12 protein-coding genes are annotated in these 14921 nt (G+C 72.3%); 9 read left to right on the forward strand and 3 right to left on the reverse strand.

Annotated features, from left to right (window positions below; translation table 11 throughout):
- Nucleotides 1–5 precede the first annotated feature (5 nt).
- Nucleotides 6–1673, reverse strand: coding sequence for a glycoside hydrolase family 3 protein (locus B0I31_RS17810; protein WP_106616589.1), 1668 nt, complete (start codon nt 1671–1673; stop codon nt 6–8).
- 636 nt (nt 1674–2309) lie between these two features.
- Nucleotides 2310–3122: an HAD-IB family hydrolase gene (locus B0I31_RS17815; protein WP_106616476.1), complete on the reverse strand. Its 813-nt coding sequence runs from the start codon at nt 3120–3122 to the stop codon at nt 2310–2312.
- Between the two features lie 482 nt (nt 3123–3604).
- On the opposite strand from B0I31_RS17815, the gene ssd reads away from it, so the two are divergent.
- From ssd to B0I31_RS17855, 8 genes are all read left to right on the forward strand, one after another.
- On the forward strand, nt 3605–4657 hold the full coding sequence (gene ssd / locus B0I31_RS17820; protein ID WP_245950005.1) for a septum site-determining protein Ssd: 1053 nt from the start codon (nt 3605–3607) through the stop codon (nt 4655–4657).
- 703 nt (nt 4658–5360) lie between these two features.
- Nucleotides 5361–6494 carry a TadA family conjugal transfer-associated ATPase gene (locus B0I31_RS17825; RefSeq protein ID WP_106616590.1) on the forward strand — a complete coding sequence of 378 codons (1134 nt, stop codon included), beginning with the start codon at nt 5361–5363 and terminating at the stop codon, nt 6492–6494.
- Nucleotides 6491–7252, forward strand: coding sequence for a type II secretion system F family protein (locus tag B0I31_RS17830; RefSeq protein ID WP_106616478.1), 762 nt, complete (start codon nt 6491–6493; stop codon nt 7250–7252). The genes B0I31_RS17825 and B0I31_RS17830 overlap by 4 nt, the downstream gene beginning before the upstream one ends.
- A 329-nt stretch (nt 7253–7581) precedes the next feature.
- Nucleotides 7582–8169 carry a type II secretion system F family protein gene (locus tag B0I31_RS42600; RefSeq protein WP_281262303.1) on the forward strand — a complete coding sequence of 196 codons (588 nt, stop codon included), beginning with the start codon at nt 7582–7584 and terminating at the stop codon, nt 8167–8169.
- A gap of 70 nt (nt 8170–8239) precedes the next feature.
- Complete coding sequence (locus tag B0I31_RS17840; RefSeq protein ID WP_342751489.1) at nt 8240–8377, forward strand: DUF4244 domain-containing protein; 138 nt, start codon at nt 8240–8242, stop codon at nt 8375–8377.
- Nucleotides 8374–8715: a TadE family type IV pilus minor pilin gene (locus tag B0I31_RS17845; RefSeq protein WP_106616481.1), complete on the forward strand. Its 342-nt coding sequence runs from the start codon at nt 8374–8376 to the stop codon at nt 8713–8715. The genes B0I31_RS17840 and B0I31_RS17845 overlap by 4 nt, the downstream gene beginning before the upstream one ends.
- Entirely contained in the window at nt 8712–9053 is a 342-nt protein-coding gene (locus tag B0I31_RS17850; protein ID WP_106616482.1) for an Rv3654c family TadE-like protein, read from the forward strand. Before B0I31_RS17845 ends, B0I31_RS17850 begins: the two co-directional genes overlap by 4 nt.
- A gap of 269 nt (nt 9054–9322) precedes the next feature.
- On the forward strand, nt 9323–9925 hold the full coding sequence (locus B0I31_RS17855) for a bifunctional DNA primase/polymerase (protein WP_106616483.1): 603 nt from the start codon (nt 9323–9325) through the stop codon (nt 9923–9925).
- Here the strand turns inward: B0I31_RS17855 and B0I31_RS17860 are convergent.
- Nucleotides 9895–12273 (reverse strand): DEAD/DEAH box helicase, encoded by a 2379-nt coding sequence (locus B0I31_RS17860; RefSeq protein ID WP_425444367.1) that lies wholly within the window; start codon nt 12271–12273, stop codon nt 9895–9897. The two genes, B0I31_RS17855 and B0I31_RS17860, sit on opposite strands and share 31 nt — an antisense overlap.
- A gap of 235 nt (nt 12274–12508) precedes the next feature.
- On the opposite strand from B0I31_RS17860, the gene B0I31_RS17865 reads away from it, so the two are divergent.
- On the forward strand, nt 12509–14812 hold the full coding sequence (locus B0I31_RS17865; protein WP_106616485.1) for a sodium-translocating pyrophosphatase: 2304 nt from the start codon (nt 12509–12511) through the stop codon (nt 14810–14812).
- The last annotated feature ends 109 nt before the right edge of the window (nt 14813–14921 follow it).

Here is a 14921-nt window from a genome sequence, read left to right on the forward strand (position 1 = left end):
GGCGGTCACCACTCCAGTCCGTGGCCGAAGGGGTAGGGCGTCGGTCCGGGCACCTCGACCGGCAGCTTGCCGACCGGGGCCACCTCGCCGGTGAGCACCCTGGTCAGCGCCTCCATCGACACCGCGCCGTAGGAGTAGGTCGCCAGCCAGGTGGGCGCGGCCGTGTGCGCCACGTCGTACGGGTTCTGCACGGCGACCGCGACGACCGGCTTGCCGGTGGCCAGGAGCCTGGTCAGCAGGGTCTGCTGCGCCGGTTGCCGCGACAGCGCGTTGGTGAGCACGACGACCACGTCGGCGTTGGCGGCGGCGGCGACGGCGGCCGTGATCTGGGCCTGGGTCGGCGCGGTGCCGGTGGGCAGGGCCGTGCCGCCGAGGAAGCCCGCCAGGGTGCGGGTCGTGGTCTCGCCCCAGCCGGTGACGAGGGCGGCGGTGGGCTTGGTGCGCAGTGGCAGGACGCCCGCCTCGTTGCGCACGGCGGTGATCGTGCGGTCGGTGATCCGCTCGGCGGCGTCGAGGTGCTCGGGCGGGCCGACCGCGGTGTCGACCTTGTCCACGTCCACCGCGGGGCCGGTGAGCATCCCGCGCAGGAACTTCATCCGCAGGATCCGCAGCACGCTCTGGTCGATGCGCCGCTCGGTCAGCTCGCCGCTGCGCACCGCCGCCAGCACGCTGTTGACGGCCAGCTCCAGGTTCACCGGCATGAGCAGCTGGTCGACGCCCGCCTTGAGGGCCAGCACGGGGATCTCGGCGTCGCTGTGCAGCTGCCGCACGCCCGCCATGGCCAGCGAGTCGGTGATGACCACGCCGTCGTAGCCGAGGTTCTCGCGCAGCAGGTCGAGCGCGGGCTTGGACAGCGTCGCCGGTTCACCCGAAGGGTCGATCTTCGGCATCTGGATGTGCGCGGTCATGATCGAGTCGATGCCCGCGGCGATGGCCGCCCGGAACGGCGGTGCGTCCACCTCGCTCCACTCCGCCTCGGTGCGGTCGACCTTCGGCAGCGTGGTGTGGCTGTCCTGGTCGGTGTCGCCGTGGCCGGGGAAGTGCTTGGCGGTCGCGCTGACGGTGTGCTTGGCCAGGAAGCGGCCCTGGTAGCCGCGCACCTGGGCGGCGGTCAGCTCGGCCGCCAGCGCCGGGTCGCTGGAGTAGGAGCGCACGCCGATGACCGGGTTCGCCGGGTTGGAGTTGACGTCCGCGTCCGGCGCGAAGTTCTGGGTGATGCCCATGGCGCGCAGCTCACGGGCGGTGATGCGGGCGGCGTGCTCGGCGTTCTCGGCGCTGCGGCCCGCGCCGAGGGCCATGTTGCCGGGGAACTGGGTGGCGGGCGCGCCGATGCGGGTGACGATGCCCATCTCCTGGTCCGTGGCGATGGCCAGCGGGATCTCGCTCGCCGCCTGCAGGCCGTTGGAGAGGGTGGCGATCTGGCGCGGTGCGTCGATGTTGTCGTAGCTGGAGTTGTTGAAGTAGACGACACCGCCCGGCTGGAACTTGGCCACCACCTCGGCCGGGGTGGCGACGCCGAAGTCGCGCAGGTTGCCGGGGTGCGCCTCGTCCGGGGCCTGGCCGTGCAGGTAGGTGACGAACAGCTGGCCGACCTTCTGCTCCAGCGACATGCCGCGGACCACGGCGGTGACGTGCTGCGCCTGGTCCGGGGCGGCGTGCGCGGGTGTCGGCATTGCGGAAGCCGCGGCCACGGCGACGGCGACGAGCGGACGGAGCACTGCGGCCTCCCCACTGGGAATCTTCCACCACAACGTGGTGCGTTTGGCAAGTTACCCACGTCACAGAGGCGGGTCAACGGGTTGCGTTGTGTGGCCATTGTGCGGAGGGGCACCGACAGAACCAGGGGTTTGGCGAGTCACTCGTTCGGGCATTAGTTCGGCGAGTCGCGCTTTCGGGGCAGGAAGCAGTGGCGCAAAAAGACGGTGGGGCCCCTCGACCGAGGGGCCCCACCGTCGTCAGCGCGGGCTTCTGAGTTACCAAGCGTGCAACTCGTGTCGTACCGACCTGGCCTCGGCGTCCGGCGTCCCGGTACGCAGGCCCTAGACGACAAGCCTCCCGCGGCGTGCTGCGCGTGGGTGTCTCGAAGTCCGCGCACGGAGCTCCGCCGGGGTGGACGCTGCTTCTCTTCCGCTTCGTCCCTGGCCGACCCGAGGTCCGCACTTCCATTTGTAGTGCGTGTCCGGCGTCACAGCAAGGGCTCGATGGGGTGCACCGGTCAAGCGACCGTGAGTAGCGGAAAGTCTTTTGTGACAGTGATTCCGTGCCACCGGGGACCCCCGGTACCGCTGACCGGGGCACGCCGGGGTGAATCAGCTCCGGCGGCGCCTGCGCAGGCCGTACCAGGCCACGCCCGCGGCCGTCGCGGCGCCCAACCCGATCGCGGTGACGGCCACCGCGGTGCCGGACGGGCGGGGGATGCGGGCGCGCAGCGACACGGGGTCGGAGAACGTGAGCACCGGCCAGCCGCGCTGGGTGGCGGTCCGGCGCAGCGCGCGGTCCGGGTTGACCGCGGTCGGGTGGCCGACTGCCTCCAGCAGCGGCAGGTCGGTGATCGAGTCGGAGTAGGCGTAGCAGCGGCTCAGGTCGTAGTCGTGCTGCTCGGCGAGCTGCTTGACGGCGATCGCCTTGTTCTCGCCGGCGCAGTAGAAGTCGACCTCGCCGGAGTAGCGGCCGTCCGCGACCACCATTCGGGTGCCCACGCTGTGCGTGGCGCCGATCATGGTGGAGATGGGCGCGACCAGCTCGTCGCCGGAAGCGGACACGACGACCACGTCGTGGCCCTCGCCCTTGTGGTCGGTGATGAGCTGCGTGGCCTCCTTGTAGACGAGGGGATCGACGATGTCGTGCAGCGTCTCCTCGACGATCGAGCGCACCTGCTCGACGTCCCAGCCCTCGCAGAGCGCGGTGATGTGCGAGCGCATCCGGTCCATCTGGTCGGCGTCGGCGCCGGCCAGCATGAAGACGAACTGCGCGTAGGCGCTCTTGAGCACCGCACGCCGGTTGATCAGGCCCTCTTGGAAGAAGGGCCGGCTGAACGCCAGCGTGCTCGACTTGGCGATGACGGTCTTGTCCAGGTCGAAGAACGCGGCGACTCGACTGCCTTCGGTGGCGTGCTCGGTCACCGGTCAAGCTTAAGCGGGGAGGGGTCGGCCGGCCGCCGCAGTGGTTCGTGAGTTTACGAATCAGGTGTGCGGTCGGTCGAATTTTGGTCTCCCTCTAACGAGAAGACACGCATGACCCTGTCCCGTGGGGATACAGTAGACGGGTCCGGCTCGACCGGACGGGTTCAGTCCGACCCCCCGGGACTGAACCAATGACGACCCCCGTCCCTCCCCCCTGGCGGGGGTCGTCCCATGTCCGGGGTCGGTTTTCCGGGGTCGTCGCGCTGGACCTCCGCGCACTCGCGCTCCTTGTTCCATCATCCTCCGATTCTTTCGCCGCCGCGGCCGTGACCGCCGTCTTGCGGACTGCCGGCGGGGTTGTCGGCCGTCGAGTTGTCCACAGGCCATCCGGTTGTCCACATGTTGATCATGTGGCGTTGTGTCCTTCCTCACCGCTCGACACCGTGGAACCCGTAGATCCGCAACGGGAACGGGGGAGTGGCGTGAAGCGACCGGTGGCTTTGGTGACCGACGCGGTACTGGTGGACGAGGTGCTGCACGCGGCGGCGGTCGTGGGCTGCGAGTTGGAGCGCGTGGTCGACGTGACGGCGTTGCGCGGGCGTTGGCACGGTGCGGCGGCGCTGGTGCTGGACTTCGAGGCCGTGGTCGCGTGCGCCGGGTTCCCGCGCAGATCGGGTGTCCACGTGGTCGGTGCCGGTCCGCCGGGTGCGGAGGTGTGGCGGCGTGCCCTGGCGCTGGGCGCGGAGCAGGTGCTGGAGCTGCCCGCCGACCAGGAGCGGTTGCGGGCGGTGCTGGCCGATGCGGCGGAGGACGTGCCGGTCGGTGAGGGCAGGGTGCTGGCGGTCCTGGGCGCGCGTGGCGGTGCCGGTGCGTCGGTGCTGGCGGTGGCGGTGGGGCAGGCCGTGCTGGCGGCCGGTGGTCACGGCCTGCTCGTCGACTGCGACCCGTTGGGCGGCGGTCTCGACCTGACGTTGGGCGCGGAGCGGCAGGAAGGGCTGCGGTGGCCCACGTTGCGGCTGAAGGGTGGCCGTGTGCCCGCCGCGGCGTTGCGCTCGGCGTTGCCGGGCCGTTCGGGCAGGCGGGGCAGCTTGACCGTGCTGTCCTGCGGCCGGACAGGTCCGGGCCCGGAGCCGGATGCCGTGGTGGCGGTGATCGAGGCGGGCAGGCGCGCTGGAGGGACCGTCGTGTGCGACGTGCCGCGCCAGCTGACCGCCGCGGCGTGTGCCGCCCTCGACCGGGCCGACCTGGCGGTGTTGGTGGTGCCCGCGGACGTGAAGGCGTGCATGGCGGCCAGGACCGTGGTCGACCAGGCCGCCGAACGGGGCGTGCGGCTGAAGGCGGTGGTCCGAGGCCCGGCTCCCGGCGGCCTGACCACGGCGCAGGTGGTGGAGGCGATCAACGTGCCGCTGCTGACCACCATGCGCCCGGAACCGAGGCTGGCCAGAGCCCTGGACAGCGGCCACTTCCCCGAAACCACCCGCGGCCCGTTGGCGAAGGCCGCCCGAAAAGTCCTGGCGGCCCTCAATGCCCACTGACCGGAACACCCCGCTGCCCCACCCCACCCGCCCACGAACGGAACCCGCCCCACCACCCTCGGTCGACACCGGTTCCCCACCAGCACGACCCGACCGACCACCACCTCCAGCCGACAGCGGTTGCCCGCAAGTCGAACCCGGTGCCGAGCAACACCAGGCCGTGGTCGACGAAGGCTGCTCGCGAACCGAACCCGGCGCACTCGGACCCGGCGCAGCGCTCACCGAATCACCCGAGGCCCTCCCGGCGTCACCCGGAGCCCGCCGAGCACCACCCGGCTTCCCGCGTTCCCCATCACCCGTCGCGACATCACTTCCTCGGGCGCCCGGACCGCGCGGTCCGATGCCCGGCAGTTGCCCGCGATCCAGTCGTCCGCCCTCGGCGAGGGCGGCTCAAGACCTCTTGGCGGTGCTTCATGGCTACTGATCGAACCCATCCATCGCATGGGCCGGGTGGCTCGGCGTGCGGAAGTCGGGTCCGGCGTCGGGGTCGGGCGGTGGGTGGTGAGTCGTGATCTCGGGCCCACGGTGAGGCGGCATCCCGGGTTTCGGGCGCCGGTGCGGTTTCGGCGTTGTCGGCCGGAGCTGCTTTCGACGCTGGTGTTCGCCGAGTTGTCGGCGCAGTTGCGAGCCGAGGCGGGCGGTGGGCGGCAGGGGTTGGTCGATGCCGCTCGGGAGGTGCTGGGTGGACGTCGTCGGGAGGGTGATCGTGAACGACCTTGTTGAGCGGGTTCGGTTGCGGTTGGCCAGTGGGCGCGGGGACCTCACGTCCGCGGCGGTCGCGGCGGCGGTGCGGGGTGAGGCCGGTGGGGTGCTCGGTGACGAGGACGTCCAGCGGGCGCTCGCGGTGCTGCGGCAGGAGTTCGTCGGTGCCGGGCCGCTGGAGCCGCTGTTGCGGGATCCGGGCACGACCGACGTGTTGGTGACCCGGCCGGACCAGGTGTGGGTCGACGGTGTGGACGGGTTGCGCCGCACGGACGTCGCCTTTCCCGACGAGGCCGCGGTTCGACGGCTCGCGCAGCGGCTCGCGGTGGCGGCCGGGCGGCGGTTGGACGACGCCTCGCCCTACGTCGACGGGTGGTTGCCCGGCTCGGTGCGGTTGCACGCGGTGTTGCCGCCGATCGCGCCGTTCACCTGCCTGTCGTTGCGGGTCCTGCGTCCGGCGGCGCACGACCTGGCGACGTTGCGGGCCTGCGGCACGTTCGGCCGGGTGGCGGCCGATCTGCTGCGGGCGATCGTGGTGGCGCGGCAGGCGTTCCTGGTCGTCGGTGGCACGGGGTCGGGGAAGACGACGCTCCTCGCCGCGCTGCTGGGCTGTGTGCCGCACGACGAGCGCATTGTCTGCGTCGAAGACGCCGGGGAACTCCAGCCCGACCACCCGCAGGTGGTCCGGCTGCTGGCTCGCGGTCCGAACGTCGAGGGCGCGGGTGAGGTGACGATGCGGGACCTGGTGCGGCAGGCGTTGCGGATGCGACCCGACCGGATCGTGGTCGGGGAGGTGCGGGGCGCCGAGGTGTGCGAGCTCCTTTCGTCGCTCAACACCGGGCACGACGGTGGTGCGGGGACGTTGCACGCCAACTCGCCCGCCGAGGTGCCCGCCCGGCTGGAGGCGTTGGCCGCGCTCGGTGGGCTCGACCGGCACGCCTTGCACAGCCAGCTGGCCGCCGCGGTGAAGGTCGTGCTGCACATGCGCCGCGCGGGTGACGGCACCCGGCACCTGGCGGAGATCGGTGTGCTGGAACGGCGGTCCGGTGACCTGGTCGTCCGGCCCGCTTGGCGGCGTGACGGAGGTTGGCAGGAAGCCGGTCCGGCGCTCAAGGGCCTGGTCGGTGCGCCATGACTTTGCTGTTGCTGGCCGCGGCGTTGCTCGTGGTGCCCTCGGCCGAGGCGCGGCGGCGGCTCGCCGGACCTCGCCGCCGAGTGCGGTGGAAACCCCTGCGGCCCAAGCGAGTGCACGCGGTGCTGGTGGGGATCGCGTTGGGCCTGCCGGTGGGCGTGGGCGGGGTGTTCGCGGGTGCGTTGCTGGCGGCGACCGTGTGGCACGCGTACCGCGAGACGACTCGGCAACGCGACCGGCTGGCGGCCTCCGCCGCGCTCGCGGACGGGCTGAAGGCGTTCGTCGCCGAGCTGCGGTCGGGCGCGCACCCGGCGAAGGCGGCGATGGGTGCGGCGCAGGACGCGGAGCCGCCCGCGACCGACGTGCTGCGGGCCGTCGCGGCGACGTCGGCACGGGGTGGTGACGTGGAAGCGGCGCTGGTCGACTTCCCCGATGCCCGCCAGTTGGCGCGGGCGTGGCGGTTGTCGGCGGTGCACGGGGTGCCGTTGGCGGACGTGCTGGACGCGGTCCGCCGGGATTTCGACCGGCGCACCGCCTTCGCCGAGCAGGTCCACGCCCGCATGGCCGGTCCGCGGGCGAGCGCGGCGGTGCTGGCCGGGTTGCCGCTGTTCGGCGTGGTGCTCGGTGAGCTGAGCGGGGCGGGACCGCTGGCCGTGCTGTCCGGCACCGCGCCGGGCCAGGTGCTGCTGGTCGCCGGGGTGGTCCTGATCTGCGCCGGGCTGCAGTGGAGCGGTCGACTGACCAGGCAGGTGATCGCATGACCCTGTCACCGCCGCTGGTGCTGTCACTGGTGCTGCTGGCCTTGGCGGTCATCACGCTCCCGGCACCGGGCAGGGCCGCGGCACGGCTCAGGCACACGGCCAGAGGCCAACCGGGAGCCGGGCCGGACGCTGGGCGACCACCCTGGCTGACGGTCGGCCGGCGACCTCGGTCCAAGGCCGGGCGACAACCGGTGCTGGAGGCCGGGGGACAGCTTGGGCCGGAGATCGAGCGATCGTTTTGGCTGGAGCCGGGACCGCGGCCTGACTCGGCGATCGGGCGAACGCCCTCGCCGGAGGTTCGGGGACGGGTTGGGCCGAAGACCGGGCGAGTGCCCTGGCTGGGCCTCGGGCGACGAGCCGGGGCGAGGGCTGAGCTGGCGGCGCGGGTGGTGGCCGGGAGGCGGACACCGCTGAGGAGTTGGCGGCGGCTCGGGGCGGAGGTCAGGCGAAAACGCGGGCCCGAGGCGCGGTTCGGGGACCCGTTCGCCGCAGCGGCGGCGTGGGACCTGCTGGCGGCCGCGCTGAGGGCCGGGTTGCCGGTGGCGGAGGCGGTGCGGGCGGTGCTGCCGGGTGTTCCGGCCGGGGCGGCGGGGCGGCTGCGGGAAGTGGTCGACCTGTTGACGTTGGGCGCTGATCCGGTGGACGCGTGGGGCGAGGCGTTGGCGCACCCGGACACGGCGCCGCTGGCCAGAGCGGCACGGCGAACCGCGCGGTCGGGTGCGGCGTTGGCCGGGGCGGCGGCGGACCTGGCCGCGGAGGCGCGGGCGCGTGTGTCGGACCAGGCGGAGGCTCGGGCTCACCGTGCCGCGGTGCTCGTGGCGGGCCCGTTGGCGCTGTGCTTCCTGCCCGCGTTCCTGTGCCTGGGCGTGGTGCCGGTGGTGATCGGTGTCGTCAGCCGGGTGAGCGAGGGTTTCTGAGTGTCCACTTTAGACAACGAGAGGCTGGGAGATGGTGGCTGGTAAGCGAATTGTGTTGGGTGACGGGGGCATGTCGACGGTGGAGTACGCGATCGGAACGCTCGCCGCCGCCGCGCTCGCGCTGCTGCTGTTCGCGCTGATGAGCGGTGACTGGGTGCAGGAGCTGCTCCGGGCCTTGGTGCTGCGGGCCTTCACGGTGGACACGTGAAGCCCGGGCTCGGCGACGACCGGGGCGGGGTGACGGTCGAAGCGGCCGTGGCGGTGTGCGGGTTGGTCGCCTTGCTCCTCCTGGGCATCGGCGCGGTGATGGCGGTCGTGGACTACCTCCGGTGCACGGACGCGGCGCGGGAGGCGGCACGGCTGGTGGCCCGGGGTGACGACGCCCGGGTGCGAGGCGTGGTCGAGGGGATCGCGCCCGAGGGCGCCCGGTGGGCGGTGCGAAGAGCGGAGGACACGGCGTCGGTGGAGGTCACGGTCTCGTGGCTCGGTGTCGAGCTGCGGGGAGGTGCCTACGCGGTGGTCGAACCGGGGGTGGTCGGTGGATGACCGGTGCGGATGACCGCGGGTCGGCGTCCGTCGTGGCGGTGGCGGTGGGCGCGGTGTGGTTCGGGCTCGTGGCGGTCGGCGTGCACGTCGGCGAGGCCGTCGTGGCCCGGCACCGGGTGGCGGCGGCGGCCGATCTCGGGGCGTTGGCGGCGGCCGGGCAGCTCGCCGGCGGGGTCGCGCACGCGTGCGCGCGGGCCGAGTGGGTCGTCGAACGGATGGGCGGGCGGCTGACCGCGTGCCAGGTGGACGGGTGGGAGGTGAGCGTCCGGGTGTCCGGCGAGGGCACGGTGTTCGGCGCGCCCAGCGCGCGTGCCCGGGCAGGTCCGGCCGAACCGTGACCCCGGCCCGACGCGACGAACGGTCGTCCGCCGGCGGTGAGCGGACTCACACGACCGCAGATTCGCGGCTTCACGGTGGGTGAGCGGCCCGCACGCCGTTCTGCCGGCCGCCCCCGCCGGCCGCGCTCGCCGTGCCACAACGACCAGTGGCCGACAAGCGCTTACCAAAACCGCCGGTCATGGCGTTAGTTCAAGTGGTGGCACCGACACGGTGTCGAACAACGCGCGACACGGTGTCGTGGACGCAGAACGCAGGAGGCGAACGAAAGATGGAGTGGTCGGATAGCTGGCGCGGGGCCTTCCGCATCGAGCTGCGCGCAGAGGCGGTCAACCTCGCGTGGCACGGGTGGCCTGTGCTGCCGGGCACCTATCCGGCGGGTGAGCGGTGGGCCGGGCGCGACGGCGTCGAGGACAGCGGGCCGGTCCCGGTGCACCACGACTGGCAGGAGCGCATCGGCACCAAGGCGGAGCAGGTCGCCACCTGGTGGGCGGGCCACTCCTACAGCATCCTGCTGGCCACCGGCCACGGCGTGGACGCCGTCGAGGTCGGCGCCGACCTCGGCCGCCGGGCCGCGGTCGAGCTGCGCGCCGCGGGCATCCCGGTGCCGATCGTGGCCACCCCGGAAGGCCGCTGGATGTTCCTGGTCGCCTCCGGTGGCACGCCGATCACCGACCCGGACGTCACCCACTACGGCCAGGGCGAGTACGTCCCGCTGCCGCCCAGCCCCGGCCAGGTCGGCGTGGTGCACTGGCGGGTCAAGCCGCAGATCTGCGCGTGGCACCTGCCGCACGTGGACGTGGTCCGCGAGGCGCTGCTCCAAGCCGCCGACCACACCTCCGACTACGGCCTGGTCGCCGCCGACCGGTCGTGACCGACGTGGCCGTGCTGAACGTCGTGGTGTCTCTCCCCGACCACCCCGAGCACGACGTCCAGCACGGCCACACCGCCCGCCTTGTCCAGCGGATCGTTGCCGTTCCCGCACTTCGGCGACTGAACGCAGGACGGGCACCCGGCCGGACACGCGCAAGCCGCGATGGCCTCCCTAGTAGCGACCAACCACGGGATGACCGCGTCGAACCCGCGGTCGGCGAACCCGGCTCCCCCGGGATGACCGTCGTGCACGAACACCGTCGCCTCCCCGGTGTCCTCGTGCAGCGCGGTCGAGACTCCGCCGATGTCCCAACGGTCACAGGTCGCGAAGAGCGGTAGCAGGCCGATCGCCGCGTGTTCGGCGGCGTGCAGTGCGCCGGGGACGCGCGCCGGTGTCAGACCGGCGCCCCCCGGCGCACTGCCCAGCAAACCCGAGGACACCGTGTACCAGACCGCCCGCGTCACCAACGTCTGCGCGGGCAGCGACAGCGGCACCGAGTCGATCACCTGGCCGGACGGCAGCTTGCGCAGGTAGCCGACCACCTGCGAGGTCACCTCCACCTCGCCCAGGCACACCGTCACCCCCTCGAACGAGCGCTTCTCCAGCACCCGCACCACCGAGATGTCCTTGGTGTCACGGGCGGTCGTCGTCCAGTCCGGCTTCTCCGCGTGCACCATCGCCAGCCCGGCGTCGAGGTCCAGCTCGTCCACCACGTACGACTCGCCCTGGTGCAGGTAGACGGCACCGGAGTGCACCTGCCAGCACGCCGAGCCCGGGTCGACGGTGCCGAGCATCCGCCCCGAGTCGGCCTCCACCACCACGACCTGCTCGCCACCGGACCCGCGGATGTCCACCTGCGCGTGCGGCCGGTCGTGCGACGTCCAGTACCACCCGTTCGGCCGCCGCCGCAGCACCCGCCGCGCCGTCATGTCCTCCAGCACGGCCAGCGCCGCGTCACCCCCGAACGCGTCCAGCGAGTCCGGTGTCAACGGCAGCTCCGCCGCCGCGCACGCCAACTGCGGCTCCAGCACGTACGGGTTCGTCGGGTCCAGCACCGTCGCCTCGACCGGCTTGTCCAGCACCGCAGACGGGTTGTGCACCAGGTAGGTGTCCAACGGGTCGTCCCGCGCCACGAACACCACCAGGGCGTCGCTGTCCCCGGTCCGCCCCGCCCGCCCGGCCTGCTGCCAGAACGACGCCAGCGTGCCCGGGAAACCGGCCACCACCACGGCGTCCAGCCCGACGATGTCGACGCCCAGCTCCAGCGCGTTCGTCGTCGCCACGCCCAGCAGCTCGCCCGACGACACCGCCCGCTCCAACGCCCGCCGCTCCTCCGGCAGGTACCCGCCCCGGTACGCGGCCACCCGCGAGGCCAGCGACGGGTCGACCTCCGACAGCACCCGACGCGCGCCCAACGCGGTCAGCTCCGCACCCACCCGCGACCGCACGAACGCCAACGACCGCGCGCCCTCCACCACCAGGTCGGCCAGGATCCGCGCCGTCTCCGCGCCCGCCGACCGCCGCACCGGCGCCCCGTTCTCGCCCTCCAGGTCGTCCAGCAGCGGCGGCTCCCACAACGCCACCGTCCGCCCGGCGCGCGGTGACCCGTCCTCCGTCACCGCCGCCACGTCCGCGCCCAGCAGCGCCGCGGCCGACGCCGCCGGATCGGCCACCGTCGCCGACGCCAGCACGAACACCGGGTCCGCGCCGTACCGCTGAGCCACCCTCCGCAACCGCCGCAACAACAACGCCACGTGCGAGCCGAAAACACCCCGGTACGTGTGACATTCGTCGACCACCACGTACGACAGCCCGCGCAGGAACCGGATCCACCTGGCGTGGTTGGGCAGCACGCCGCGGTGCAGCATGTCCGGGTTGCTGAACACCCAGTTGGCGTGGGCGCGCACCCAATCGCGTTCCGCCATCGGGGTGTCGCCGTCGAACGACGCGGCGCGCACGCCCGACACGCCCAGACCCGTCACCGATCTCAACTGGTCCGCGCCCAACGCCTTCGTCGGCGACAAGTACAGGGCTGTTGCCTTCGGATCAACTGTCAACGCGCTCAAGACCGGCAATTGGTACGCCAGCGATTTACCCGACGCGGTGCCCGTCGCCACGACGACGTGTGATCCGGACCACGCGTGCGTCGCCGCTTCCACCTGGTGCCGCCACGGTTGGGCTACCCCCCGATCCACCAGCGCGGACACCACCGGGGCCGGTGCCCACGACGGCCACGGCACGGGCTGCGCGGGCCGTGCCGGCTGGTCTTCGGTGTGCGTCAACGGCGATTCGCCCGCCGGAACACCGGCGAGGACCCGGTCCAGCAAACGACGTCCCTGGTTCGCCACGGGGCGCAGCTTCGCACACCTGTCCGACATCCGGACCCTGCGTCTGCGGATAACGGTGTGTGTACGGATCGGGACGCCCCGTTGCCTACTTGCGGTCTATGAATAGACTCCGCCGCTATCGCATCCAATGAGGGGTGCATCACGTTGTGTCGGGGCTGACAGTCGCGTGAGTGACCCGCCTCACAGCAGCGGGGTGGCCCTGACATTGGGCTTGGAAAACTCACCAGGAGGACGGATGTCCCGGCAATTCCTCGCGGAGGGCCTAGAGCTCTCCGGAGGTGATCGCGGCCTCGTCGCCGTGGTCGCCGTGGTCGCCCTGGCTGCCCTGGCCGTGGGCTACGTGCTGCTCCGGGAGGTACTGGCCGCGGGCCAGGGCACCTCCAAGATGCAGGACATCGCCAAGGCGGTCCAAGAGGGCGCAGCGGCCTACCTCAACCGGCAGTTCCGAACGCTCGGCATCTTCGTCGTCATCGTGTTTGTGCTGCTGTTCGCGTTGCCCGCCGAGGACATCGGGGAACGGATCGGCAGGTCGCTGTTCTTCCTCGTCGGTGCGGGCTTCTCCGCCGTCATCGGCTACCTCGGCATGTGGCTGTCGACCCGCGCGAACGTGCGCGTCGCCGCCGCGGCCAAGGAGAGCGGCGGCCGGGAGAAGGCCATGCGGATCGCGTTCCGCACCGGCGGCGTGGTCGGCATGTTCACCGTCGGCCTCGGCCTGTTCGGCGCGGCCCTGGTCGTGTTCGTCTACGTCGGCCAGGCACCGCGGGTGCTGGAGGGCTTCGGCTTCGGCGCGGCCCTGCTCGCCATGTTCATGCGGGTCGGCGGCGGCATCTTCACCAAGGCCGCCGACGTCGGCGCGGACCTGGTCGGCAAGGTCGAGCAGGGCATCCCCGAGGACGACCCGCGCAACGCCGCCACCATCGCCGACAACGTGGGCGACAACGTCGGCGACTGCGCCGGCATGGCGGCCGACCTGTTCGAGTCCTACGCCGTCACGCTCGTGGCGTCGCTGATCCTCGGCACGGCCGCGTTCGGCGCGAAGGGCCTGCTGTTCCCGCTGATCGTCCCGGCGATCGGCGTGCTCACCGCGGTCATCGGCGTCTACATCACCAGCGCCAGGACCGGCGAGAACGGCCTCACCGCGATCAACCGCTCGTTCTACATCTCGGCGGTCATCTCGGCGGTGCTGTGCACGGTCGCGGCGTTCCTGTTCCTGCCCAGCTCGTTCGCGGGCCTGGCGGGCGTGTCCGAGGAGATCGCGGGCACCCCGGGCAACCCGGCCCTGATCGCCGCCGTCGCGGTGATCATCGGCATCGTGCTGGCGGGCGTCATCCTGTGGCTGACCGGCTACTTCACCGGCACCGAGCACAAGCCGGTCAAGGAGGTCGGCCGCACCTCGCTCACCGGCGCGGCGACCGTCATCCTGTCCGGCATCTCGGTCGGCTTCGAGTCGGCGGTCTACACCGCGCTGGTCATCGGCGGCGCGGTCTACGGCGCGTTCCTGCTGTCCGGTTCGGTGGTCGTGTCGCTGTTCGCGGTCGCGCTGGCCGGTTGCGGCCTGCTGACCACGGTCGGCGTCATCGTGGCCATGGACACCTTCGGCCCGGTCTCCGACAACGCGCAGGGCATCGCCGAGATGTCCGGTGACGTGGACGGCGAGGGCGCGCAGATCCTCACCGAGCTGGACGCGGTCGGCAACACCACCAAGGCGATCACCAAGGGCATCGCGATCGCCACCGCCGTGCTGGCGGCGACCGCGCTGTTCGGCTCCTACAAGGACGCCATCGAGCAGGCGCTGCGGGACGTGCAGGTGGGCCTCGGCGAGGTGCCGGTGTCGTTCACCAACGTGGTGTTCAGCCCGAACGTGCTGGTCGGCGTCATCATCGGCGCGGCCGTCGTGTTCATGTTCTCCGGTCTCGCGGTCAACGCGGTGACCCGTGCGGCGGGCGCGATCGTGTTCGAGGTGCGCCGCCAGTTCCGCGAGAACCCCGGGATCATGGACGGCACGGTCAAGCCGGAGTACGGCAGGGTCGTCGACATCTGCACGAAGGACTCGCTGCGCGAGCTGGCCACCCCCGGCCTGCTGGCGGTGCTGGCGCCGATCGCGGTCGGTTTCGGCCTGGGCGTCGGCCCGCTGGCCGGTTACCTGGCCGGCGCGATCGCGACCGGCACGCTGATGGCGGTGTTCCTGGCCAACTCCGGTGGTGCCTGGGACAACGCGAAGAAGCTGGTCGAGGACGGCAACCACGGCGGCAAGGGCTCGGACGCCCACGCCGCCACGGTCATCGGTGACACGGTCGGCGACCCGTTCAAGGACACCGCCGGTCCGGCGATCAACCCGCTGATCAAGGTGATGAACCTGGTCTCGGTGCTGATCGCGCCCGCCATCGTCGGCTTCAGCGTCGGCGCGGGCGAGTCGGCCGGTATCCGGTACGCCATCGCGATCGTCGCGGTGGTGGTCATCGTGGCGGCCGTGGTCGTGTCCAAGCGGCGCGGCACGGCCATCGCGGACACCCCGGCGGAGGCCACCACCTCCGCGTGACGTGTGGGCAGGAGGGCGGGGTGCCGCGGTCGGAGGCACCCCGCCCTCGCACGTCCGGGTAGGCCGGGTGGGCGTGCCCGGATGGGGGCACACTGTTGTGTGACGTCCA

The organism is Saccharothrix carnea (assembly GCF_003014735.1).
In the GTDB taxonomy this organism is placed as follows: Bacteria; Actinomycetota; Actinomycetes; order Mycobacteriales; family Pseudonocardiaceae; genus Actinosynnema; species Actinosynnema carneum.

Coding starts and splice junctions, on each gene's coding strand:
- B0I31_RS17810 (WP_106616589.1), bottom strand. CDS start 1,673: ATGCCGACACCCGCGCACGCCGCCCCGGACCAGGCGCAGCACGTCACC.
- B0I31_RS17855 (WP_106616483.1), top strand. CDS start 9,323: ATGGAGTGGTCGGATAGCTGGCGCGGGGCCTTCCGCATCGAGCTGCGC.
- B0I31_RS17840 (WP_342751489.1), top strand. CDS start 8,240: ATGTCGACGGTGGAGTACGCGATCGGAACGCTCGCCGCCGCCGCGCTC.
- B0I31_RS17850 (WP_106616482.1), top strand. CDS start 8,712: ATGACCGGTGCGGATGACCGCGGGTCGGCGTCCGTCGTGGCGGTGGCG.
- B0I31_RS17865 (WP_106616485.1), top strand. CDS start 12,509: ATGTCCCGGCAATTCCTCGCGGAGGGCCTAGAGCTCTCCGGAGGTGAT.
- B0I31_RS17830 (WP_106616478.1), top strand. CDS start 6,491: ATGACTTTGCTGTTGCTGGCCGCGGCGTTGCTCGTGGTGCCCTCGGCC.